Raw genomic sequence first — 1,125 nt, 5'->3', positions numbered from 1 at the left:
GATTGCTCCAGATGCAGGGTAATTCCGTCCGCATCCTGCCGGCCCAGCTGGTTGCCAGTCATCGTAGCGGCCCAAAAAATGATCGCAACGATGTGTTGGCGATCTTGCGTGCAGGCCGCGACTGCAAAATTTCGGCAGTACCGATCAAGAGTGCTGCGGCGCTGGCCATGCAGGCTCTGCACAGGGCTCGTCAGGGCTATGTGCGGCGCCGCACTGCGGTGGGTAATCAGATACGCGCCTTGCTGTTGGAACATGGGGTAGCCATGGCTCAGGGTGAGATAGCGATCAGGCAGCTCGTGCCTCGGGTACTGGAAGATGCCACTCAGCCGCTACCTGATTTGCTGCGTGAACTGATCGCCGAGCTTTTGGGTGAGTGGAGTCAACTGGGTGAGCGCGTCAACGTGCTGACCGGTCGGCTGGAAGCGGCAGCGAATGAGGATGAAACGGCGAAGCGGCTGATGACGGTGCGCGGTGTTGGTCCGATCATCGCCACGGCGCTGCTGGCCAAGCAGACCGAGCCCGAACGCTTCGCCAACGCCCGTTTGTTCGCCGCCTACTTCGGATTGGTGCCCAGCCAGCACAGCTCTGGCGAGAAAAACCGATTGGGCGGGATGAGCAAGAACGGTGACGCTTATCTGCGAAGTTTGACGATTCAGGGCGCTCATGCCGTTTTAAGACAGATACGTCCGGATTCAGAGCAGCCGGACGACAGGCGTCTTTGGCGCTGGATTTCCCGTCTGGGCCGCAAGCAGGCAGCAGTGCGATTAGCCAATCGAAATCTGCGCATCCTCTGGGTGCTGCTGCAAAACGACCAGACTTATCGGCGCCGGCCGGGCGATGGCCAGGAGGCTGCGATGAGTCACTGACAACAGAGTTCTGCCACCGGGGCGTAAACCGCTCCAACCCATGCTGAAGAACATTGACCCCAGGTCAGACCGTCGCGGATTGATGCCTGAGCTCCTACTGGCCCTTGAGGCCTTACTGTAATCGGCATACCGCGAGCTAACCCAATGTTGGCCAGAAGCCGCTCAATGCTTCCTCGAACAGGCCTTATACATAGATGCAACCGGGTAGCAGTGTTCAAAAGCGGGTTGAATGGTGGGGCGAGTCCATACATAGGAGCTG

At 59.1% G+C, this 1,125-nt stretch carries 1 protein-coding gene; it reads left to right on the top strand.

The genetic code is table 11. The annotated features are described in order from the left end of the window. On the top strand, positions 1 to 866 hold an 866-nt coding region (locus GXB78_RS27955; RefSeq protein WP_329517854.1), incomplete at its 5' end, for an IS110 family RNA-guided transposase. Positions 867 to 1,125 lie beyond the last annotated feature (259 nt).

The organism is Pseudomonas moraviensis subsp. stanleyae (assembly GCF_036283065.1).
Classification (GTDB): Bacteria; Pseudomonadota; Gammaproteobacteria; order Pseudomonadales; family Pseudomonadaceae; genus Aquipseudomonas; species Aquipseudomonas stanleyae.
The sequence above is the reverse complement of the archived record's forward strand: the minus strand, read 5'-3'. Positions and strand labels throughout refer to the sequence as shown.